This is a genomic window from Massilia sp. 2TAF26, from assembly GCF_052115005.1.
Classification (GTDB): Bacteria; Pseudomonadota; Gammaproteobacteria; order Burkholderiales; family Burkholderiaceae_D; genus Telluria.
In genome coordinates this window covers 1-833 of record NZ_JBFRFV010000077.1, presented here as the reverse complement: position 1 = coordinate 833, position 833 = coordinate 1, and the positions used below count along the sequence as shown (strand labels likewise).

1 protein-coding gene and 1 pseudogene are annotated in these 833 nt (G+C 61.1%); both read right to left on the bottom strand.

Features of this window, described 5'->3' with window-relative positions:
* Positions 1 to 171 precede the first annotated feature (171 nt).
* Positions 172 to 471: a hypothetical protein gene (locus tag AB4Z32_RS27475; RefSeq protein WP_441928226.1), complete on the bottom strand. Its 300-nt coding sequence runs from the start codon at positions 469 to 471 to the stop codon at positions 172 to 174.
* Positions 468 to 833, bottom strand: a pseudogene (locus tag AB4Z32_RS27470) (reverse transcriptase); the annotation flags it as partial. The pseudogene AB4Z32_RS27470 and the gene AB4Z32_RS27475, both read right to left, overlap by 4 nt.

The following is an 833-nucleotide window of genomic DNA, read 5'->3' as shown; positions in this document are numbered from 1 at the left end:
CGACTTCCCAGGTGGGGTGAGCATTGGCGATCACGCCGGGCTTGTCTTCGTCAAAGTTCACGCCGATGTAGTGGCCTCTGTCAGCCGCGATGATGCCGGGCTTGCCGTTGATGACGACGCGCCGCCCGATTTCAGCCGGGACTTCGTAGTGTTCGCGTACATATTCGCAGCTCATGACGCGACCTCTTCCCCATCCTTGTTAAGAGGATCTGCTTCTTTCTCGTGTGCGGCCGGGGCCGGTGCAAGTTGCAGTTGGTCGGGACGGACAGGCTTGGCGATGCCTGTCAAGTAAATCTCCACCTCGAAGCTGCCACCCGATTGCTGGCCGTGGATTGTGTGGATGAATTGGTACTTTGCTTCGTGGATGACCTGGCGCCCGGTCTGGGCGGCGCGCAGCAGCATCAATTCGTGCTTCTCCGTCGCCTCGCGAAGCTGCTGGGCGTACGATGGTCCTTGGTCGCGGTAGTTCATATGCTCCTCTGGTAGGTTTTCGTAAGCGCCTGGTTCACGGCGTGGCCGCGGCGCAGTAGCGCCCTGGCCAGAACGGCGCGGTCATGGTGGCTGCTATTTGACTGGCGCAGCAGACCGAAATAGCTGTTGGCCGTTGCGTGAACGCGATTGGCGTCAATGTCAGCCAGCCTCACGACAGCGCGGCACACGGTCTTGCGCCGCGTGTGGGTGTGCCATGGCTTAACCACATGGCCGACGAAGTCAACGCCGCGTGCTATCGGCTGCAGGATCGTCTTGCGCGGATTAAGCTGAACACCAAGGCGCGTTGGCAGAAACGCAGCGACGCTATCGTGTGCGCTCACCAGCCAGTCGCGGGACTCGTG

Excerpts from the sequence above, each read along its gene's own strand:
- AB4Z32_RS27475 (WP_441928226.1), bottom strand. The coding sequence starts at position 471 with ATGAACTACCGCGACCAAGGACCATCGTACGCCCAGCAGCTTCGCGAG.